At 74.2% G+C, this 22,805-nt stretch carries 6 protein-coding genes; 1 reads left to right on the top strand and 5 read right to left on the bottom strand.

What is annotated here, in order from left to right; translation table 11 throughout:
- Nucleotides 1-20: 20 nt before the first annotated feature.
- The 4 genes from WME89_RS07135 to WME89_RS07120 form a co-directional block, all read right to left on the bottom strand.
- Nucleotides 21-8,036 (bottom strand): beta-ketoacyl synthase N-terminal-like domain-containing protein, encoded by an 8,016-nt coding sequence (locus WME89_RS07135; RefSeq protein WP_438008488.1) that lies wholly within the window; start codon nt 8,034-8,036, stop codon nt 21-23.
- Nucleotides 8,037-8,047: 11 nt separating this feature from the next.
- Nucleotides 8,048-15,838, bottom strand: a complete 7,791-nt coding sequence (locus WME89_RS07130; protein WP_438008487.1) for an SDR family NAD(P)-dependent oxidoreductase — start codon at nt 15,836-15,838, stop codon at nt 8,048-8,050.
- A 27-nt stretch (nt 15,839-15,865) separates the two neighbouring features.
- A complete protein-coding gene (locus WME89_RS07125; RefSeq protein ID WP_438008486.1) occupies nt 15,866-17,515 on the bottom strand; it encodes a PfaD family polyunsaturated fatty acid/polyketide biosynthesis protein in 1,650 nt (549 codons plus the stop codon).
- Between the two features lie 939 nt (nt 17,516-18,454).
- Complete coding sequence (locus WME89_RS07120) at nt 18,455-19,255, bottom strand: SDR family NAD(P)-dependent oxidoreductase (protein ID WP_438008485.1); 801 nt, start codon at nt 19,253-19,255, stop codon at nt 18,455-18,457.
- Nucleotides 19,256-19,700: 445 nt separating this feature from the next.
- Here WME89_RS07120 and WME89_RS07115 point away from each other — a divergent pair, with 445 nt between their 5' ends.
- Nucleotides 19,701-22,184, top strand: a complete 2,484-nt coding sequence (locus WME89_RS07115; RefSeq protein ID WP_438008484.1) for an ATP-binding protein — start codon at nt 19,701-19,703, stop codon at nt 22,182-22,184.
- A 29-nt stretch (nt 22,185-22,213) separates the two neighbouring features.
- Here WME89_RS07115 and WME89_RS07110 read toward each other — a convergent pair whose 3' ends face one another.
- On the bottom strand, nt 22,214-22,648 hold the full coding sequence (locus WME89_RS07110; protein ID WP_438008483.1) for a hypothetical protein: 435 nt from the start codon (nt 22,646-22,648) through the stop codon (nt 22,214-22,216).
- Between the last annotated feature and the right edge of the window lie 157 nt (nt 22,649-22,805).

The following is a 22,805-nucleotide window of genomic DNA, read 5'->3' as shown; positions in this document are numbered from 1 at the left end:
CATAGGGACCGTCCATGGGCTCACCCGGTAAGCCGCCTCCCGATGAGCCGCGCCGCCAGCTCGCGCAGCCATTCCGCCCGCCGCGCGTCGGGCGGCATGAGCCGCCCCGTGCGCGCGGCCTCCAGGATCGCGGCCGTCTCGGGCGTCGGGTCGGCGCACTCCTGGAGCACGCGGAAGATCGTCGCGTCCTCGTGCGTGACGCCCGCCTCCGCCACCCAGGCGTCCACCGACGCCGCGAACGCAGGGTCCCCGGGGAACGGCTGCTCGACCGCGTTGCTCGGGCCGAGCCCGTTGATGCCGCCGATCACGAGGTCCTTGCGGTCCTTGTAGGTCAGGCCCGCGAGCTCCTCGGGCAGGAGCGGGCGCCCGATCCAGATGTCCTGCACGCCCATGCCGAGCGGGAACTCGAGCCGCCGCTCGAGCGGCTCCGGCGGCAGCGCGCCGGAGAAGCGCACCGGCACCACCGGGACGCCCACCGCCAGCGCCATGTCGATGAACGAGCCGCTCATCTTGCGCACCGGCGTGCGGCACTCGATCGACCGCGTGCCCTCGACGTGCACCATCACGCCCTTGCCCGCCCCCTGCATCTCGGCCCCGAGCTCCGCGATGATGCCCCCGAGCGACGCCTTGTCCTCGCGATCGAAGTACGTGATCACCTTCGGATCGCGCGCGCCCGGGTACGCGAAGCAGTGCGCGAGCAACGTGCCGAGCCACGTCGTCCGGTGCTCGGCCTTGGCCAGCGTGACCGTGGAGACCCCCGTGAGGCCCGACACCGCGATGCCAAACAGCAGCGACTCCACGCCGACCTGATGGTTGCCCAGGTAAAGCAGGCTCCGGCCCTTCACGGCGCCGAACGCCGCGGGGTCGACGACGTGCACCCGGCGGATGAACCGCTCGATCAGGCCGAAATACAGGTCCTCCGCGGGCCAGCGGCCGAGGCCCATGGTCGCGCCCCAGTAGCGGCGGACCGGCTCGAGGTCGATCGCGGGCGCGCCGGCTTCGCGGACCACGACCTCGGAGCCCTCGCGCGCCACCGCGAAAGGCCAGCGGGTCAGCGGCTGCGCCGAGGAGACCCCGGCGAGGGACACGGTCGACGGGTGCGCGCCCGCGCGCCGCGCGACGTGATCCTTCACGGCCGCCGCCTCGACGAGATCGCCCGACGCGGCATAGAGCTGCGCCACCGTGCCCGGCATCCAGTCCATCGTGCGCACGTCCGCGGGGCCGCAGCGCGCCTCGCCCGTCGCCGGGTCGACGCGCGAGACGGCGAGGTCGACCGGCGCGCGGTCGCGCAGGAACGCCCGGCGGATCCCGGGCGGCGCGCCGCCGATGGGCCCCTGCGGGAGCAGCACCTCGACCAGCCGGAGCTCGAGCCAGACGCGCTCTCCCGCCGCATCTCCGTCCCCGGCGGCGACCCCCGCCCCGACGACGCCGTCCGCCCCGGAGGTCCCGGCGTGCGCGATGGCCTGGATCCGGAACGAGACGAAGCGATCCTCGCGCCCCTCGTAACGCACCTCGACGCGCACCGGCCCCTCGGGCGTCGGGCCGAACACGCGGAGCGACGGGATGCGCGACGGGAACGCGATGTGCGCAGCAGGGCTCGCGGGATCCCACAGGAACAGCCGATCGTGCGGGATCGTGTGCGTCAGCGCGTCGAGCATGCCCTGGTGCAGCGTCCCGGGGGGCACCGTGCCCCTCCGGGGATCGAGCGTCGCCGACGAGCCGCGCGCGCCGAGCCGCAGCGCGGTCAGGTACTGGAACGCCGGGCCATGGAACAGCGTGCCGGCCGCGTAGGGATCGTCCGCCTCCGGGGCGTCGAGCGGCGGCTCCGGCGCCGGGGCGGGCGGGTACGCGCGAGCCACGCGCACGCGGCCGGTGCACACGGGCTCGAACCGCGACAGCGCCGGGTTCGATGCCTCGCGCCACGCGAGGAGCCGGACGTCGAGGACATCGCCCGCGCCGCTGGCCTCGGCCCGGATGCGCACCGGCCCAGGCACCGTCAGCCAGCGCTGCACCACCACGTCCTCCACGGCCACGACCACGCTGCCCGGACGCGCCCGCAAGGCAGCGCCGGCCAGCCGGTCGACCATGCTCATCCCGGGGAGCGCCGGGAGCGTCCAGGTGGGGCGATGGTCCGCCACCCACCCGTCCGGATCCAGCACCTCCTCGGCGTCCTCGGCCTGCGGCGACGGCAGCGCGGCCCGCCCCGCGGGCCCCTCGGGCCGGGAGCTCCGGTTCACGGCGCCCGGGAGCGACGCGAGGTGGCGCGCGCTCCCGCGTACGTCGAAGCCGACGTCGCGCCGCGGGCGCGGTGAGGGGCCGTCGACGATCCGCACCCCGAGCGTCGCGCCGTAGATGCGGAGGCCGTCGACCCACAGGTACGACTCGGCGATGACGTAGGGCCCGCGCTCGTCGCGGCCTACCTCGAGGATGTCGGTGTCGACCGTCACCCGGCGGCTGCCCGGCAGCACCTGGCCCCGGTACCGCCAGGCGTGCTCGTGCCCCGTCATCACCGGCTCGAACCGCGGGTCGCGGAGGCCCGCGTGGAGGTCATGATGCAGCATCCAGAACTGGATCGTCTGCAGCATCGCCTCGATGCCGAGCGAGCCGGGCTGGACCGGATCGCCGAGGAAATGCGCCTTGAAGAACCACTCCGACGCGTGCACGTCCCGCTGCGCGCGGAGGCGGCCGAGCCCCTTGCGGCCGCCGGCCTGCCACAGGCCGTCGATCCGGTCGATCATCAGCAGCGACGGCCGCGCGAGCCCGAGCTTGCCGCCGCAGTAGCGCGCGGGGCGCTCGCGCAGGTCGACCTCGAAGTCGGACGGCGCCTCGAGCGCGGCGAGCTCCTCGGGCTTCGCCGGGATCCCGATCTGCGTCGCGAGCGCGGCCTTCGGGAAGAAGCCGAACACCGTCTCGAGGTCGTACACCCGGGCGCCGGCGACGCTGCACTCGACCCGGAACGACAGGATGATCATGCCGCTCGAGCGCGAGATGTTCGTGAGCTGCGACGTCGTGCGCAGCGCGCCGCCGGCCGGCGCCGGCAGGACCTCGGCGCGCAGCGTGCCCTTGCCGTCGAGGTTGCGGAAGTAGAGCGCGGACTCGCTCGAGAGCGCGCAGCCGACGTAGCTCGCGAGCCAGCCGCACGTCTGGAGCGCGGCCTCGAGCACCACCGCGAACGGCATCGTGAGGCTCGCGTTCTCGTCGAAGTACCAGGCGTCCTCGGGGACGTCGTACTCGACCTCGACCTTCGCGCCGGCCTTCATCGCCGCCATGGGGCTCGAGACCGAGAGGACCCGGCTCATGAAGTGGTACGGCGGCCCCGGGAGCCGGGCGACGTGCTGGCCCTCGTCGAACCTGCGGTACAGCGGGCCGAACGCGTCCGACGGCCGGCCCCACGCGCACGAGAGCAGGCTCCGGTAGTCGAGCGGGAAGCCGCCGGCGCGCGAGGCGTCAGGAGCGGCGCCGTCCGGCGGCGGCGCGCCCAGCTCGGACCAGGGGACGAGCGCGACCGGCTTCGGCTCGACGTGGCCGTCGAGCAGCTCGGGGGAGCTCGTCAGCGGCCAGTCCGGCGAGAGGCGCAGGCCCACGCGGCGGGCGTGGAACGCCTTGAGGCCGTCGACCGTGCACAGGAAGTCGGCGTACACCGTCGGCCGCGGGCCGTCGTGCACCTCCTCGACGAACACCTCGTACGTGAGCAGCCGGCTCGACGGCACCACCTGGCCGCGGCAGCGGAGCAGGTAGGGGACCTCGGGCACGGGCTCGAAGCGGAAGCCGTCCCCGTCCACCGTGAAGCCCATCGCCGCCATGTAGAACGCGAGCGCCTGGAGGCAGCCCTCGAACATGAGCGTCCCCGGCATGCAGGGGTCGTCCTTGAAGTGGCCCTCGAAGAACCAGCCGTCCTTCGTGATCGGCAGCGTGGCCCGGAGGTAGCCGCGCTTCCACGGGCCCCCCGCCGGATCGAACACGTCGACGCGGTCGAAGAACAGCATCGGCGGCGCGCTGATCCGCGGCGTCCTGACGTGGGTGCGCAGGCGCTCGAAGCCGGGGCCGAACGCCGCCGCGCCGTCGCCGGCCGCGAACGCGAGGATGTCGGCGCGATCGAACGCGGGCTTCTGGCACGCGATCCGCGGGGGATCGAGGCGGGCGGCCGTGGCGTGCTCGGCGCTCTCCGCGTCCCAGAGGACGCCGCCGGAGCTCGCGAGCTCCTCGTCGGTGAAGAAGCCGGCCTGGCCCTTGCGCGTCTTGAGCCGGAGCTCGCCGTCGATCCGGCAGTCGTAGTGGAAGAAGAAAAGGCGGACGTCGCCGTGCTTCGCGTGCCCGTCGACGTGGATGTCGTAGACGAGCGTGTCGCCCGGGCGCGGCAGGCCGCCGTAGAAGGTGAGCTCGCAGCCGAGCAGCCGGTAGACGCGCTCGCCCCGGTTCTCGAAGTCCGCGCCGAGCCAGCTGATGAGCAGGAGGTCGGCCTGGCCGCTCTCGATCATGATGCCGGCCGGCATCGCGCCGTCGTGCAGGTACCAGGAGCCCCAGCGCACGTCGGTCTCGGTCCACATCGTGCCGAGCTTCATCGAGCCGGGCTCGGCGTCGATCCCGGTGACCCGATCGGCGAGCAGCAGCGGTGGCATGGGCATGCGCACCTGGCGGCGGTAGCCGTCCTGCTGGGCGAAGAGCGGGCCGAACACGTCGGAGATCCGGCCCGAGGCGAGCACCTCGAGCTGCTCGCGGCTGAACCGGGGGCCCCTCGGCGCGAGGGCGGCCGAGGCGGGGAGCTCGGGCCTGGCGGCGGGGCGCGGTGGGGGTTGCGGCGCGGCGGCGGGGCGCGACGGCTCGGCAGCGCGCGGCGAGGGCTGCGGCGACGTGGTGGGCCGCGCCGGCTCGACGGCCCGCGGCGAGGGCTGCGGCGACGTGGTGGACCGCGCTGGCTCGACGGCCCGCGGCGAGGGCTGCGGCGACGTGGTGGGCCGCGCCGGCTCGACGACGCGCGACAGCGGCTGCGGCGACGTGGTGGGCCGCGCCGGCTCGACGACGCGCGACAGCGGCTGCGGCGACGTGGTGGGCCGCGCCGGCTCGACGACGCGCGGCGCCTCGGCGCGGAGCGGCGCGACGTGAGAGACCTGCGCCGCGGGGGCCGACTGCACCGCCGCGACAGCGCCCGAGGACACCTGGACGAGCGTGTCCAGCGCGCGCTGCCGCACCTGCAAGAACCGGCGGTGGACCTGGGCCTGCTGCGCCACCCAGTCCCTGTGAATCTGCGCGAGCTGGACGGTGAACGCCGCCGCGCCGGCGATCACGTCGTCGGGAATGCCCGCGGCAGGCGACGCGACGACCGCCGGCGCGGCCCACAGCGGCTCGTCCGCGGCGCCTGCAACGACCGCCGGCGCGACCCACGGCGGCTCGTCCGCGACGCCCGCGACGCCCTCGACACCAGCGACGAGCGCCGCGGCGGCCCCCGGCGCGACGCGCAGCGGCTCGTCCACGACCAGCGCCGGAGCAGCGTCGGCGGCAGAGAAGCCCGTGGGCCCGGGGTAGAGCGGCGGCGAGTCGTCGAGGGCGGACGGCAGAGGCGGCGCAGGTTCCATGGAGTCTCCGGGAGATGAGCTGGAGGCCGCGCCGGGCACGACGATCGCCGGCGGGTGGGCGGGAAACGTGAGCTTCGGCCCGGCCAGAGGCCGCGGCGGCGGGAGGGGCGCAGCCGGACCGCCGGCGCCGATGCAGACCGACAGCGAGCCCCCGCCGAGGCCAGCGCAGCGGACCTCGGCCACGCGGACGTCGTCGGACCACGGCGTCCCGTCGGGCTTCCGGGCATGACGGCACGCGAGCACCGCGGCGGCGACGTGCAGCAGGCCGGAGGCGGCGTGCGCGTGGCCGAACCGCGGCGCGAGATCCGTGGCCGACAGCACGAGGCCCGGGTCGGCCGGCTCGTCCACGACGACGGCGAGCACCGGGTGCCGCTGGCGGACGGCGTCGTCGAGGCGCTCGAGCACGAGCACGACCGCCGCGTCGCCCGGGGGCAGGCGGACGCCGAGCGCCTCGAGCGCGGCCACGTGGGCGGGCTCGCACGAGAGGTCCACCGCGCCGACGATCGCCGCGTCCACGGCGCCCGCGCGCAGGGCGCTCCCCGCGATGCGCAGCGCCCACGGCCCGGAGAGCTCCTCGGCCGCGACGGTGAACGAAGGTCCGCCGACGTCGAGCTGGCTGTTCAGCCGGTTCGCCGGGATGTTCGGCATGTTCCCGACGACGCCCGCCGCCTGGAGCGCGGGGGTCACAGCGTCCTGCAGCGCGCCGACGTCGACGGACGGCCCGAGCCGCGCCGGCGCCGTCTCGGCGAGCCGCCAGCGCGCCATGTACCGGCACACCTCGGTGTCGGCGCCCATGCCGATGAGCACCGCGGTGCGATCGCGCGGCAGCGCCAGGCCCTCCGTGGCCTCGATCGCCGCCTCGAGCAGCAGCGTCTGCTGGGCGAGCGCCTGCTGCAGATCGCGCGGCGGGAACCGGATCTGATCCGCGGGCAGCGCCACCGTGGCGCGGCGGGGATCCGCGCCGCCGCCCGAGAGGAGCGCCTCGGCGAACGCGGGGACGCCGCCGAGCTCGCCGACGCACAGCCCCATCGCCACCACGGCGAGGTGGCCCGCCGGGGCAGGCTCCGCGGCAGCGACGTCCGACGCGCCGGGGCGGTGCGCGGCGCTGGCGGCGCGGGCCGGCCGCGCCGCGGGCTCGTACGCCTCGACGAGCAGGTGCGCGTTGTTCCCGCCGAACCCGAACGCGGACAGGCCCGCGAGCCGCCGCCCCTCCCAGGGCTCGGCCCGCTGCAGCACGCGGAACGGGCTCGCCGCCACCGCCTCGCACAGCGGCTCGGCGTGCAGCGTGGGCGGGCGGACCCCCGCCGCCATGGCGCCGAGCAGCTTGAGGAGCCCGGCCGCGCCGGCCGTCGTGACGAGGTGGCCGAGGTTCGACTTGAGCGAGCCGAGCGGGACCTCGCGGCGGCCGAAGACCTCGGTGAGCGTCGCGATCTCGGTCGCGTCGCCGAGGGGGGTGCCCGTCGCGTGGCACTCGAGCAGCGAGACCTCGCGGGGATCGAGGCCGGCCATGGCGTACGCGGACCGCATCGCGCGCAGCTGCCCCTCGACCGCCGGCGCGAGAAGGCCCCGGCCGCGGCCGTCGTTCGACAGGCCGACGCCGCGGATCACGCCGAGGATGGGCCTGCCCGCGGCCTCGGCGTCGGACAGGCGCTCGAGGGCCACGAACGCCGCGCCCTCCGCCGGGACCAGGCCGTCGGCCTCCGACGAGAACGGGCGGCTGCGCCCGGTGCGGCTCATGGCCGACAGCGCGCAGAACCCGATGTGCATGAAGAGATCGTCCGACCGGCACACGGCGCCGGCGAGCATCCGGTCGACCTCGCGGCGCTGCAGGCGCTCGCAGGCGAGCGCGATCGCGTAGAGCGACGACGCGCACGCGGCGTCGAGCGCGAACGCCCCGGCCCCGAGGCCGAGCACGTCGGCGAGCAGGTGGGCGGGCAGCCCCGACATGAACCGGTTGCGCGGATCGGGCCGCGGGACGCCGGCGAGATCGCCGAGCCACGCCGACTCGACCCACGCCGACATCGCCGACGAGGGGAACGAGAGGTTCCCGAGCACCGCGCCCGCGCGGTCGGACCGGCCCTCGTGGCCGGCCTCGCGCAGCGCCTCGCGGCCCGCGTAGAGCACCCACTGGAAGAGGGGGTCGAGCGCGAGCAGGGCCTCGGGCGGACCGCCGCGCCGCGGGAACGGGTCCCCGGCGAGCACGCGGCGGAAGCGCTCGTCGAACCCGGTGACGTAGCCGCCGCGGTCGCTCCACGCGCGGTCCTTCACGTCGCGCAGGTCGCGCAGGTCGCGCGGGCCGCGCGGCTCGCTGGCGAGCGCGCGCTCGCGCGAGAGCCGCCAGCGACCGTCAGGGGCGGCTGACACGAGATCCCTGCCGGCGAGCACGTTGTCCCAGAGGGCCGCGGGGTGGAGCGCGCCCGGCAGGACGCACCCGCGGCCGACGATGGCGATGGGCTCGAACACGGTTTCCTCGATCACGCCTGGCCGCGCGCCGCGTCGGGGCGGAGGACGTACTGCACGTCGCGCAGCTCGGCGACGAGCGTGCCCTCGTCGTCGACGAACGCGATGTCCGCCTTCGTGCGGTCGCGGCCCATGATCTGCCCGCGCACGACGGCGCGCAGCGGGCCGTCGGACGGGCCCTCGGCAAAGGTGTGCAGCGCGCCCACGGACATCGGGAGCGCCGCGCCGCCGAGCACGTGCTGCGTCCACAGCGTCGCGAGCTGCAGCCCGCCGTCGAGCGCCGCCGGGTCGGTCTTCCATGGCTGGGTCACCCAGCCTGCCTCGCGCAGGCCGACGACCGTCCCCGCGATCCCCTCGCGGCTCACGCCGTCGAGCTGCCGGATCACCTGGAAGTCGCGGCCGTGGAAGAGCGTGTGGCCGTCGTACAGGTCGTCGCCGCCGCTCCACGGGCCGAGCGACGGCGCGGCGGGGCCCCGCGGGGCCACGCGCTCGGCGAGCGGCTTCATCTCGATGGTCGCCGCGTAGTGCAGCGCCCCCTGGGGCCCGCGCAGCTCGGCCGCGAGCACCGAGCCCTGCCCGTTGGTCACCTCGCGGCAGTCGACGCGGAACACCTCGCCGCCCGACTCGTACGCCGCGAGCTTGATCCCGCGCAGGACCTTCACGTCGCGGAACTCGGTCACCACGAGATCCGGCCGGCACGCGCTCGCGGCGCGGGCGAACCACTCGAGCGCGATCACCACCGGCACGACGGGGACGCCGTTGATGGCGTGATCGGCGAGGTAGGGGTGCGTCGCGCGGTCCGCGCGGACGGCCAGCGCGACGCGCCGGCGGTGGTCAGGGTCGGCGAGGGTCTTCGGCTCCGCGCCGAGCACGACCTCGACCGCGCCGGAAGAGGCGGCGCCCGGCGCGCCCGCGCCGCTGTCGGCCGGGCCGTCGCACAGCTCGTCGATCAGCATCCTCGCGCCCGCTTCGAGCGGGATGAGCGGGACGCCCAGCTGCGCGAAGTGCGCCTCGAGCGCCGCGTTCACCATGCCGCCCTGCCAGGGGCCCCAGCCGAGCGACTTCACCCGGCAGCCGGGGCGGCGGGCGGCCTCCGCGGCGGCGACCTTGTTCAGGACCTCGTTCGCCATCGCGTAGTCGCACTGCCCCTTGTTGCCGCTGCGCGCGGCGATCGAGCTGAAGAGGACGATCGCCTTGAGCGGGTCGCTCGCTGTCGCGCCGAGCAGGGCCCGGAGGCCGTCGACCTTCGTGTTGAACACGCGGTCGAGCTGCTCGACCGTCTTCTCGGCGATGAGCTTGTCGGCGAGCACGCCCGCGCCGTGGACGACCGCGGTGATGGGGCCGAGGGCGCGCCGCACGCCGTCGAGCGCCGCGGCCACCGCGCGCGCGTCGTTCACGTCGGCCGAGACGTAGAGCGCCTCGCCGCCGGCCGCGCGGATCGCGTCGAGCGTCGCGCGGACCTCGCGGTTCGCGAGGATCTTCGCGACCTGCCGGCCGATGTCCGCCGGGGTCGCCTTCTGCCCCGCGGCGGCCGCCGCCTTGATCAGCGCCGCCTTGAGCGCGGCCTCGCCGTCGGCCCCACGGCACGCGGCCGGATCGTCCTCGAGCGCGGTGCGGCCGAGCAGCGCGAACCGCGCGCGGCTGGCCCTGGCGAGCGCGATCAGCGTCGCCGCGGTGACGCCGCGGGCGCCGCCGCTCGCGACGACGACGTCGGAGGGCCCGAGGGGGAGCGGCCCGGGCTGCGCGTCCTGTCGGACGCTGAGCAGCGTGGTGCGCCGGCCGTCGGCGTGCAGGCCGATCTCGAGCTCGACGCCGCCGGAGAGGAGCTCCGTCGCGATCGCCTCGGCGATCTCGCCGGCGGTCTGGCCGCCGCGCTCGACGTCGATCGCGCGGCAGGACGCCTCGGCCCACTCCAGCGCCGCGGTCTTCGCGAGGCCCGGCAGCCCGCCCGTCCAGGCGCGGTCGGAGCCGGCGAGGCCGAAGTCGCCGCCGGTGTCCTGGACCGTGACGAACAGCGCCGGCTTCGCCGCGATCGCCTGGGCGGCGAGGAACGCCTCGCGGTGGACGGCGAGCGCCTCGTCGACCGTGGCGAAGTCGCGCAGGCCGCCGAGGAACACGGCGCCGCGGGCGCCGCGGGGCACGGCGGGCGCGTACTCGGCCGCGATCCCGCGCGCCTCGAGGGCCGCGACGAGCGCGGGGCCGATCGCGTCGTGGCCGGTCACCACCACGGTGCCGGCGTCGAAGAGGCCGGGCATCGTGAGGCCAGCGGCGGGCGCCGCGACCTCGGCGAGCGTCCACCGGCCGAGGTGCGCGGAGGCCGCTTCCTCGGCGGGCTTCGCGGGGGCGGCGCTCGCGGCCGGACCGAGGTTCGCGCGGAGGTGGTCGACGACCTGGCCGAGCGTGCGCAGCTGCGCCAGCGCGGAGGCGTCCACCTCCGACAGGCCAGGCGTGCGGTCCCGGACCGCCGACAGGATCTCCACCCGCTTGATGCTGTCGATCCCGAGGTCGCTCTCCAGCTCCATCTGCAGCCCGAGCATCTCGGCCGGGTACCCCGTCGTCTCCGCCACCACCGCCATCACCACCCGCTCCACGTCCGCGGAGGCAGCCGGCGCCGCGGCGGAAGCCACGGCGGGAGCGGCCGGCGCCGCGGCGACCGCCGGCGCGGCGGCGACAGCGCTGGCAGCCGGCGCGGCGGCGGGCAGCGAGGCGCGGAGGTGGTCGACGACCTGGCCGAGCGTGCGCAGCTGCGCCAGCGCGGAGGCGTCCACCTCCGACAGCCCGGGCGTGCGGTCCCGGACCGCCGACAGGATCTCCACCCGCTTGATGCTGTCGATCCCGAGATCGCTCTCCAGCTCCATCTGCAGCCCGAGCATCTCGGCCGGATACCCCGTCGTCTCCGCCACCACCGCCATCACCACCCGCTCCACGTCGGATGCCGCGGGCGCCGCCACAGCGGCAGCGGCGGCGGGCGCGGCGATGGGCACCGTCGCGCCGGCGGCAGCCGGCCTGACGGCGGCTGCGGGCGCGCCGGCGGGCAGCGAGGCGCGGAGGTGGTCGACGACCTGACCGAGCGTGCGCAGCTGCGCCAGCGCGGAGGCGTCCACCTCCGACAGGCCAGGCGTGCGGTCCCGGACCGCCGACAGGATCTCCACCCGCTTGATGCTGTCGATCCCGAGGTCGCTCTCCAGCTCCATCTGCAGCCCGAGCATCTCGGCCGGGTACCCCGTCGTCTCCGCCACCACCGCCATCACCACCCGCTCCACGTCCGCGGACGCGGCCGGCGCCGCGGCGGGAGCGGCCGGCGCGGCGGCGGCAGCTGAGGCCGGCGACGCGACAGCGCTGGCAGCCGGCGCGCCGGCGGGCAGCGAGGCGCGGAGGTGGTCGACGACCTGGCCGAGCGTGCGCAGCTGCGCCAGCGCGGAGGCGTCCACCTCCGACAGGCCAGGCGTGCGGTCCCGGACCGCCGACAGGATCTCCACCCGCTTGATGCTGTCGATCCCGAGGTCGCTCTCCAGCTCCATCTGCAGCCCGAGCATCTCGGCCGGGTACCCCGTCGTCTCCGCCACCACCGCCATCACCACCCGCTCCACGTCCGCGGAGGCAGCCGGCGCCGCGGCGGAAGCCACGGCGGGAGCGGCCGGCGCCGCGGTGGGCGACGTGGCAGCGGCAGCTACGGCCGGCGACGCGACAGCGCTGGCGGCCGGCGCGCCGGCAGGCAGCGAGGCGCGGAGGTGGTCGACGACCTGGCCGAGCGTGCGCAGCTGCGCCAGCGCGGAGGCGTCCACCTCCGACAGCCCGGGCGTGCGGTCCCGGACCGAGGACAGGATCTCCACCCGCTTGATGCTGTCGATCCCGAGGTCGCTCTCCAGCTCCATCTGCAACCCGAGCATGGAGACGGGGTATCCCGTCTTGTCCGCGACCACGTCGAGGACCATCCGCTCGATATCGACCCCAGGCGCGGCGGCAGCCGCCGCCTGCGTTGCCGCGGCGGGCGCCGCGGCCGCTGCCTTCGCTGCCACGGCGGGCGCCGCGGCTACCCGCACCGGCGCCACCGCGGCGGGCGCAGGCGCCACCACGGCGGGCGCAGGCGCCGCGACCGCTGCCTTCGCCGCTGCCTCAGGCGCAGCGACCGCTGCCTTTGCTGTCACGGCATGCGCTGCAGGCGCCGTCGCGACCGCGGCATGGAGCGGTTCGCCCGCGCCATTGAGGCCGTCCAGGATCGCGCTGCCCCTGCTCCAGCCGGTGCGCGCCAGCGCGCCTGCGGGCCCCAGGGACGCCTCCGAGACCGGCCCTGCGTGCACCGGAGCGAGGAGCATGGGCGCAGGCCGTACCTCGGGCGCCGTCGTGGCGGCGACCGTGTACGGAGCACCTGTCGCGAGCGCCGCCAACCCGGCGAAGGAGGCCTCGGCCGCCTGCAGGAAGGCGATGTGGCTCTCGGCCATCGTGCGCTGGTAGACGCCGTGGGCTTCCGCCGTGGCGCGCTGCGCCTCCTGGTAGGCGGCCAGCCACGACGCGCTCGCCGCCGGCGCCCGCGCGCTCACCACCGGCTGCGACGCGCTCACCACCGGCGCCGCCGCGCTCACCACCGGCCGCGCCGCGCTCACTGCCGGCCGTGTCGCGTCCAATGCCGGCTGCGACGCGCTCACCATCGGCCGTGTCGCGTGCACTGCCGGCGGCGATGCGCTCACCACCGGCTGCACCCCACCGCTCACTGCCGGCGCCGCCGCGCTCACTGCCGGCCGCGCCGCGCTCACCACCGGCGCCGCCGCGCTCACCGCCGGCCGCGCCGCGCTCACTGCCGACCGCGCCGCGCTCACCACCGGCGCCGCCGCGCTCACCACCGGCGCCGCCGCGCTCCCCGCCGGCCGCGCCGCGCTCACCACCGGCCGCGCCGCGCTCACCACCGCCGCGCCCGCGGCCCTCGCCGCCTCCGGCGCCGGCTTCTGCGCCGGCCGCGCCGCGCTCGCCTTCGGCAGCTCCTTCGCGCCGCCCGGCGGCGGGTACGGCTTGCCGTAGTTGCTGCCGTTGATCGGCAGCGCCAGCTTCGGCTTCGGCAGCGCCCGCGGGTCCACGGGCGCCGCGAAGCCGTCCCACAGGACGCGCGCGTCGAGCGGGACCCCGGCCACCGCGAGCCGCGCCACGGCCTCGAACAGGCTCGTCACCCCGTGCTTGCCCTTCCGGTCGAGCGCCACGGCGCGGTGCGGCCGGCCGCTCAGGATGTCGCCGACCAGGTTCGTCAGCACCGACCCCGGCCCGACCTCGACGAACGTGCGCACCCCGGCCGCGTACATCCGCTCGATCTGCTCGACGAACCGCACCGGCTCGGCCAGCTGCCGCGCCAGCCTGTCGCGCGCCGCGTCCCCGCCGCCCGGGTACGGCTCGACCTCCGCGTTGCTGTACACCGGCGCGCCCGGCGCCTCCACCGCGATGCCCCCCAGGAACTCGCGGAACGGCGCGCTCGCCTCCGACACGAGCGGCGAGTGGAACGCCGCGGCCACGTCGAGGCGCCGCGCCTGGATCCCGAGGCCCCGGAGCCGCTCCTCTGCCGCCTCGATCGCCGCCACGGAGCCGGACAGCACCACCTGCTTCGGGCCGTTGTGGTTCGCGACCACCACGTCGCCGAGCTCGAGCGCCCGCACCTCGTCGATCGCCCGCGGGACCGCGATCATCGCCCCCCGCTCGGACGACGCCTCTCCCATCAGCTCGCCGCGCCGCCGCGCGACGCGCAGGAGGTCCGCCGCCGACAGCGCGCCGGCCGCGTGCAGCGCCGTGATCTCGCCGAAGCTGTGGCCCGCGAACGCGTCCGCCCGCACCCCGAGCGCCCCGAGCAGCGCGAGGTGCGCGAGGCTCGTCGCGCCGATCGCGGGCTGCGCCCACCGCGTCTCGCGGAGCCGCCCGTCCTGCGCCCTGCGGTCCTCGTCCGAGAACACCGGCCGCGGGAACACCACCTCCTGGAGCGGCGCGTCCCCGATCGTCACGCCCGCCGCCGCGTCCCACGCCGCGCGCGCCGCGTCGAACGTCATCAGCACGTCGGCGCCCATGGCCACGTACTGGCTCCCCTGCCCCGGGAACAGGAACGCCACCTGCCCCGGCGCCTCGCCGCTCGCGCAGTGCACGAGCGGCGCGGCGAGCGCCTGCTCGGGCTTCGCCCCGAGGTGCGCCGCGACCTGCTCGAGCTTCCTCGCGAGATCCGCCTCGTCGGTCGCGCAGAGCCCGAGCCGCGCGGGCCGCGACGCGTCGAACGAGAGCACCGACTCCCGCGCCAGGAAGCGCAGGGTCTCGGGCGTCTCCGCCGCCTTCGCGAGCGCCCGGGCGCGGTCCGCGAGCGCCGCCGGGGTGTCCGCCGACAGGAGGACGAGCTCCGCGGGCAACGCCCGCACCCGCCACGCCCTCGGCGCCGGGCCCGTGTACTCCTCCAGCGCCACGTGGAAGTTCGAGCCGCCGAACCCGAACGAGCTCACCGACGCCCGCCGCGGGTGATCCGACGCGCGGATCCACGGCCGCGCCTCGGTGTTCAGATAGAAAGGAGTCTTTTCTATCTCGAGCTTGGGGTTCGGCTTGTCGACCTTGATGGTCGGCGGGAGCACCTTGTGGTGCAGGGCCATGATCGCCTTGAACAGGCCCGCCGCGCCCGCCGCCGCCTTGGTGTGGCCGATCTGCGACTTCACGCTGCCGAGGGCGCACCACTGCCGATCGGCGCGCCCCGACTCGTCGAACATGGCGCGCAGCCCCTCGAACTCGGCCGCGTCGCCGGCCTTGGTCCCGGTGCCGTGGGCCTCCATCAGCTCCACTGTCTCGGGGCCGTACCCCGCGGCGGCGTAGGTCCGGCGCAGCGCCTTCGCCTGCCCTTCCGGCACCGGCGCATAGACGCTCTTGCTCCGGCCGTCCGAGGACGAGCCGATCCCGCGGATCACCGCGTACACCCGGTCTCCGTCGCGCTCGGCGTCATCGAGCCGCTTGAGCGCGACCATCCCGATGCCCTCGCCGAGCAGCGTCCCGTCGGCCTTGTCGGAGAACGGGCGGCAGTCGCCCGACCTCGACAGGGCCGGCGTCTTGCTGAAGCACATGTACATGAAGGCGTCGTTCATCGTGTCGCAGCCGCCCGCGATCACGAGGTCGGATTGTCCGAGCGCGAGCTCGTTGATCGCCATCGACATCGCGGACAGCGACGACGCGCACGCCGCGTCGGTCACGCAGTTCGTCCCGCCGAGGTCGAGCCGGTTCGCGATGCGCCCGGCGACCACGTTGCCGAGCAGCCCCGGGAAGCTCGACTCCTGCCATGGCACGTACTTCCCCGCGATCGTGTCGCAGGCGCGCTTCACCTCGTCCTCGGGATACCCGAGCTCGCGGAGCGCCCTCGACCAGACCGGCCGCTGGATCCGGCTCACCATCGAGGCGAGGAGCTCCTGCGCCGAGGTGACGCCGAGGATCACGCTCATCCGCTCGCGGTCCATCGACTCGAACTGCCCCTGCGCCGCGTCCTCCAGCACCCGCTTCGCCACGATCAGCGCGAGCAGCTGCGTCGTGTCCGTGGCCGGCACGATCGAGGGCGGCACGCCCCACTCCAGCGGATCGAACGGCACGTTCTTCAGGAAGGCGCCGCGCTTCGCGTAGGTCTTGTCGGGGGCGGACGGGTCGGGATCGTAGTAGTCCTCGATCAGCCAGTGCGTGTCCGGGACGTCCGTGATGAGGTCAGTTCCGGCCAGGATGTCGCGCCAGAAGCCGTGAGCGTCGAGCGAGCCGGGGAAGATGGCGCTCACGCCGACGACAGCGATGGACGGAATAGGCGAGGACGAGCGGTGCATGAAGGACCTCGGGAGATGATCAGGCGCTCAGGCGAGCGGGCGGGGAGTGAAGCAGAAGGCGGCGCTCGGCACGGGGACGCCGTACGTCCGGAGCTGCTGCGCGCGCGTGACGACGGCCGCGCCCTCGAGCAGGTTGCGCGCGACCTGGACCGCGGTGCGGCTCTGCGGGTCCTCGAGGAACGACCCCTTGACCCAGCGGTTGAAGGCGCCCATGGCCGGTCCACACCAGATCTGGTAATCGGCGCGGCGCTTCGGGTCCCCGGCGATCGCCCACTTGCTGGACATACCGAGGTACCACCGGAAGATGAGCGCCATCTTGTGCTTCGGGTCGCGCGCGGCGCGCTCGAGCTCGGCCGGGTCGCGCTCGGCGAAGAACCGCTCGCAGCCCGACCACACCTCGTCGCACGACATCTGGAACATCTCCCGCTCGACGCGCGCGCGCACATCCGCGGGCAGCGACTCGATCGCGTCGTGGGCGACGTAGAGGTCGTAGAGCCGCTGCGCGCGGACCCCGAACATCGTGCCGCGCTTGAGCACCTGGACCTGCACGCCGAGCTCGAACATGTCGGCGGCCGGCGTCATGACCACGTCCGGGAGGTCGGCCTGGGCGAGCATCTTCTTGCCCTCGTCGGACAGGCCCGACTCGATGCATGACTGGTTGATCGAGCCCGTGAGCACGTACGCGGCCCCGAGCGCGAACGCGGCCGCCACGGTGGACGGCGTGGACAGGCCGCCGGCGGCGCCGACGCGGATCGGGCGGCGATAGCCGTGCTTCGCCGCGAGCTCGTCGCGGACGCCGAGGATCACCGGGAACAGCGCGATGAGCGGCTGGTTGTCGGTGTGACCCCCGGAGTCCGCCTCGACGGTGATGTCCTCGGCGACGGGGAGGCTCCGCGCGAGCTCCGCCTCATCGCGGGTGAGCCACCCGTTGCGCACGCACGTGTCGAGGATCTCGGCGGGCGCCGGTGACAGGAACCGCGCGGCGACCTCCGGGCGCGAGATCTTCGCGAACAGGTGGTTTTGCCGGTCGATCCGGCCGTCGGGCAGGCGCCTGATGCCGCTGTAGGCGTACCGCACGACCATCGGGTTCAGGCCCATGTAGGCGGCGGCCTCGGCCCGGCGGACACCCTTCCTCAGGTAGAGCTCCACCGTGTCGCTCTCGAGCCGGGGCTGGTTTGGAGCGTGGATGAGGTTGCAGCCCCAGGTGGGGCCATCCGTGCCGAGCGCGGCGATGATCTCGTCGACGGCCTGCTCGATCCGGTGGAGCCCGAGGCCGGCGGCGCCGAAGAACCCCAGCATCCCGGCCTTCGCCATCGCGATCGTGAGCCGCGTCGTGTGGATACCGTTCGCCATGGCGCCGGCCGCGTAGGGGAAGCGCAGGCCGTGGACCTCGAGGAACGAGCGGTCGCCGAGCCACTCCGGGTACAGCGCGGGCAGAGTGCCCAGGAGCGGGAACGTGGGGACCCCGTTCACCTGATCTTCGCCGATGACCGCGCCGCCGCGCGAGACGCCGACGCGCCCCTCCGGCGTCTCGCGCACCACGTGCACCGGCTCGCGCACGCAGGAGACGGCCTCGTGCAGGTCGGTCGGGGTGAACGCGGGGAGCCACGGCCCGCTGCGCCAGATGCCGATCGGTTGAAGGCCGGCGCTGCGGAGGACCTGCGGATTCTCTATCATGCTGAGCTGCCTCCCAATGACAAGCTGGCGCTCTATAACACTCGTGGTGAACGCCCCGCGGTAATGGTTCGGTCACGGCGCCGCGAGCGCGGTCCGGGCGCGTTCGACCCCAGGATCAGGCCATGAGAGCGGCTTCCCAGGCGCCCACGGCCCTGCACCGCCGTGACGCGCTGCGCCTCCGTTTCAGATGTGCAACGCGCGCCGTGAGCCGACACGGGCGATGACACTTCATTTTTTCGATCCCAACGGATCCGTGGACAGCAGGCTTCCGAGTCGATTGCCGGGAGCCGGGCAGCACGGAAGCGCCTCGATCGAGGATGAAAGAGGATGGAAGTGTCAGGGTGCCAGGAACGCCAGAAGAGACCTATCTCTGCATCTCTTCTGCTCTCTTGTCTTTTGTCTCTTGGTGTCCTGACGGTCCATCTCCGCTCTCCCGGAGGCTCGCCCCGCACCATGATGGAGAAGAGATTGAACCACAGAGGCACAGAGGACACAGAGGACACAGAGGACACAGAGGACACAGAGGACACAGAGGACACAGAGGACACAGAGGAGAGATAGAGACAGTTTCTACTCTCTCCTCTGTGCCCTCTGTGCCTCTGTGGTTCAATCTCTCATGAAACCAGGGACGAGCCGGGCGACGATGGACTAGAGCGGTTTTCAGCCGGAATTGGTACACGGCCTTCCATCTTCCGTCTCTCATCTCTCGTCTTCCGTCTTCCGTCTTCCGTCTTCCGTGCTCGTCCTTCGTGCGCGTGCGCGATTCCGCCGGAGTCAGCGCGCACGCGCACGCGCACGCGCACGCGCACGCGCACGCGCACGCGCACGGGGAAGGCAGACGGAAGACGAGAGACGAGAGACGAGAGACGAGGGACGAGGGACGAGGGACGAGGGACGAGAGACGAGAGACGTCTGCATCAAACCCGCGCAAAAAGCGCTCTAGAGCGAATAACCGCCGTCGCTGACCACGAGCGCGCCCGTCATGGTGGCCGACGCGTCCGAGAGCAGGAAGGCGATGATCCCGGCGATCTCGTCGGCGGTCGCGTAGCGGCCGAGGGGAGTGGCCATCGCGGCCAGCTGGTCGAACGCGGCGCGCTCGCTGCCGGCCGACGTCACGAGCGACTGGAAGAAGGGCGTCTGCGTCCAGATCGGCGTCTCGACGCCGCCGGGCAAGATGCCGTTCACGCGGATCCGGTCGGGCGCGCCCTCCTTCGCCGCGACGCGGACCAGCTGCGCCGCGCCCGCCTTCGATGCCCCGTACGCGGCGATGCCCGGCTCGGCCTTGACCGCCGCGGCCGACGAGACCACCACGGCCGTCCCGCCGCGGCCCGTCTTCCTGAGGAGACGAAGGCCCGTCCGGAGCGTCAGAAAGACGCCGTCGAGGTTCACGGAGAGGACGCGCCGCCAGTCGTCGAACGACGTCTCCGCGATCGGCGCGCCGTGGGCGACGCCGGCGTTCGCGACGACATGGTCGAGCTTCCCGAAGCGGCGCTCGATCGCCCCCTCGAGCTCGGACCACGGGGCCTCGCTGCCCACGTCGCCGTCGCGCAGCAAGAGCTCCGGCCCGCGGAGCTCCTCGGCCAGGGCGTGGAGCGCGTCGCGGCTCCGGTCGATCAGGACCAGGCCGCCAACGCTCTGCGACAGCTTTCGCGCGGTCGCCGCGCCAATGCCCGATGCCGCTCCGGTGATGAGCGCGACGCGATCTGACGTGTGCTGGGCTGACGTGTGCAGGGCCGACATGTGCCGGGCGCCTACCACGGCAGGGCCAGCGCGTGAACGCGCGGCCTCCCGCGACAGGATCTCGCGGCCGCCCGGACCACCTGCCCCACGACGCCAGCCGCGCCCACGCAGGGCGGCGTCGTGGGCGCCGCGATCTCACCTCGGTCGCTCGGCGCGCGCGCGGCGACGGTCGCGCCGCGCGGTGATGAGGTTGTCTGCACCGCCGCGCCGGCCTGCTCGCGCGCTGGCGCCGCTGCCGGGCGTGCGCGGCAGCGGCGCTCCTGGGCTGCGAAGGTGTTTGAGGTCGCTCGCGCCCGTCCTATGCTTGACCGGCAATCGGATGACGCGACGCCTTTACCGACTCTCCGCCAAGGTCAGCAAGCTCGTCCCGACCAGTCGAAGACGGGCCAGACAGGCACGTACGCCCCGGACGGCGTTATCTGCCGAGGCTCGGGCCGGCGCCGCCATGGACCGCGGCGACCGGAGCCGGGCGGAGGTGCTCGAGCAGCAGCAAGCGGTGCTCAAGTACGTCATTGCCAACATCCCGCACGCCATCTTCTGGAAGGATCGCCAGGGCCGCTTCCTGGGAGGAAACCAGAACTTCCTCAACGACACGAACACGAAGGTCCTGGAGAACCTCGTCGGGAAGACCGACTTCGACGTGTGGGGCAGGCACGAGGACGCGGAGTTCTTCGTGAGGGTCGACCGGGAGGTCATGGAGGGCGGCACGCCGATGCTCGACATCGAGGAGCCGCTGCTCCGCCCGGACGGGCAGCAGCGCTTCCTGCTCACCAGCAAGGTGCCCATCCGCGACGAGCGCGGCGAGGTGGCGGGGCTGCTCGGGATCTACGTCGACATCACCGAGCGCAAGCAGATGGAGATCGAGCTCCAGAGGGCGAAGGAAGCCGCGGACGCGGCCGCGCGCGCCAAGGGAGAGTTCCTCACGGTGATGAGCCACGAGCTCCGGACGCCGCTCTCGCTCATCCTCGGCCCGATCGAGTCGCTCCTGTCGAGCCCGGACGAGCCGCTCTCGCCGCGGGCGCGGGCGTACCTCGAGCGCATCGAGCGCAGCGGGCGGCGGCTCCGCAGGCTCGTCGACGACGTCCTCGATTACCAGAAGATCGAGGCCGGCAAGATGCAGATCGACAGGGAAGCCGTCGACGTGGGAGCGCTCGTCACGGACATGGTGGAGGAGGCGCTGCCGGCGGCGGAGCGCGCCGGCATCCAGCTCTCGGTCCGGGTGGATCCAGCGCTGCGGACTGTCCCCCTCGACCGGCGCAAGTTCGAGAAGATCGCGCTCAACCTGCTGGGGAATGCGCTGAAGTTCACCCCGTCGGGCGGCCGGATCGCGGTCGGGCTGCAGGCGACGGACGGCCTCTTCGAGCTCTCCGTCGAGGACACCGGTCCAGGGATCCCGGCGGACCAGAGACACCTGCTCTTCCAGCACTTTCAGCAGCTCGACGCGTCGGCGACACGCAAGCACGAGGGGACCGGGATCGGGCTGGCGCTGGTCAAGGAGCTCACGGAGCTGATGGGGGGCACGCTCGGCGTGGTGAGCGAGCCTGGCGCCGGCTCCCGCTTCTTCGTGCGGCTCCCGCGCGCGCTGGACGGCGGCGGCCTGGCCGCGCAGCGGCCGCCCCGCGCGCCGGAGCCGCGCGAGGCGCGGCGGACGTCGCTGACGCCGCTCGATGCGCAGGGCTCGACGGTCAGCGCGGGCGACGGCGCGGCGGCCGCGCCGCGGGCTGGCGGCGACGGGCGCGCCGGCGGCCGGGCGACCGGGCCGAGCTCGAGCGTGCTCGTCGTGGAGGACAACCCGGACATGGGGGCTTACTTGCGGGACCTCCTGTCGGCCGAGCACGAGGTCGCGCTGGCGACGAACGGCCGGGAAGCGCTCGCGGCGGTCGGGGAGAGGCGGCCCGACGTCATCGTGTCGGACGTGATGATGCCGGACATGGACGGCTTCGAGCTGGTCGGCCGGCTGAAGGGCAATCCAGAGCTCCGGGACATCCCGATCCTGCTGCTGACCGCCCGGGCGAGCGTCGCGGAGGCCGCGGGGGGGCTCGAGGTCGGCGCCGACGATTACGTGAGCAAGCCGTTCGATCCGCGGGAGCTCAGGGCGCGGGTCCGCGCAGCCGAGCGGCTGCACCGCGCCTACCTGGAGCTCGCCGCGAAGAACCGGGAGCTCGCGGCGGCCCTGGAGCGGCTCTCCGAGACGCAGGAGGAGCTCCTCCAGGCGGGCAAGATGGCGGCGATAGGGACGCTCGTGGCGGGGCTGTCGCACGAGATGAACAACCCGGTGTCGGCCATCCTGATGAGCGTCCAGCTGCTCTTGCGGCGACACCGGCAGGGGCACGGCCTGCCCGACGAGGCCGCCATCCTGAAGGCGTTCGGCACGATCGAGCGGCAGGCGAACCGCTGCTCGGATCTCGTGAGGGCGCTGCTCGAGTACGCGCGCGGCAGGCCGATCGGCCGCGAGCCGTGCGACGTGCGCGAGGCGCTCCGCCGCGCGGTCGATCTCTCCGCGCCGCGGGCGCGCGAGCGCAGGGTCCATCTCGAGGTGAGCAACTCCGCCGCCACGCTGCCCGCGGTGCTCGCCAACGCGTCGCAGCTCGACTCCGCCTTGCTCAACGTGATCGGCAATGCGCTCGACGCCACCCCCCATGGCGGCGCCGTCGTCGTCGAGGCGCGCGCGCTCCCGCGCGGCGACGTCCACGGCGTGGAGATCGGCGTGCGCGACACCGGCTGCGGCATCCGCGCCGAGGACCTGAGCCGCATCTTCGAGCCGTTCTTCACGACGAAGCCGCCCGGGCAAGGCACCGGCCTCGGGCTGTCGCTGACGCACAGGTTCATCAAGGAGCACCATGGCGGCATCCGTGTCGAGAGCGAGCCCGGCGAGGGCACCACGGTGCGCATGTGGCTGCCCGCGATGGCGGCGGAGCGGGCGGGCTGAAGTAGCGTCCGATCCGGGTCGCCGGGCGCCTACTGCGGCGTGAGCGTGGCGTTCTGGTGAGCGGGAATCACCCCGTTGCAAGCCGCGCTCGCCGCGTCGAGGTCCACGTGGACAGGCGCGTAACCGGCGGCCGTCGCGTCGAACGTCCCCTTTCCCGGGCTGCCATCACCCCAGGTACACGAGATGTCCCCGTCGACGTTGCAGAGGCTGGATCCGTCGGCCTCCAGGTCGTCCAGGCGGATCGAGGCGTTGGTCCCAGCCCCGCTCAGGGTGATCACGAGATCGACCGGGATGTCTCCCTGCGGGAGCTCCAGACGAGCGGTGAAGGAGTAGGGCGCTGGCGGGCCAACGTCACCGCAGTCCGTGCCGCCGCACCCGCTGACGCAGGCGAGCGACGCGAGGGCCAGCAGCACCGGCAGCAGGTGGGTGGAAGGATGGCAGAGCAGCCGCAGGGCGTGGCGCATGGTCGGGGGATCGTCCTCTGTTGCTGGGTCTTCGCGCGGTGCGCTGTGCGCGGTCCGCTGCGCGCATTCACCATGTCTAACAGCACGCGCTGCGCGCTGTCACCCGCACACCGGGGCCCGCGCCGCGAGCCTGCTGGCCGTCGTCCCGCCCGGCGCC

Origin of the sequence: Sorangium sp. So ce321, assembly GCF_051530195.1 — a bacterium.
In the GTDB taxonomy this organism is placed as follows: Bacteria; Myxococcota_A; Polyangia; order Polyangiales; family Polyangiaceae; genus Sorangium.
The sequence above is the reverse complement of the archived record's forward strand: the minus strand, read 5'-3'. Positions and strand labels throughout refer to the sequence as shown.